At 62.3% G+C, this 220-nt stretch carries 1 pseudogene; it reads left to right on the forward strand.

Annotated features, from left to right (window positions below):
* Positions 1-220, forward strand: a pseudogene (locus A3728_RS23765) (hypothetical protein); the annotation flags it as partial.

Here is a 220-nt window from a genome sequence, read left to right on the forward strand (position 1 = left end):
CGCACAGCCATTAGTGGTCTTCGTGTCCCTCCTTGCGGCCCGTATTGCCTATGCCGGCATCGCCAGCGGTGTTCCTCCCGCTGCAGCAGGATTTATTGCGGACGTGAGTGTGCCGGCCCGGAGGTCGGCAGCGATGAGTCTGACTGGAATAGCCTTCGGGATCGGCTCCATTGCTGGCGGGGTGCTGGTGTTCGCAACCAGCGGGCGTTTGGGCTTGTTA

The organism is Sulfitobacter sp. HI0040 (assembly GCF_001634885.1).
GTDB lineage: Bacteria > Pseudomonadota > Alphaproteobacteria > Rhodobacterales > Rhodobacteraceae > Sulfitobacter.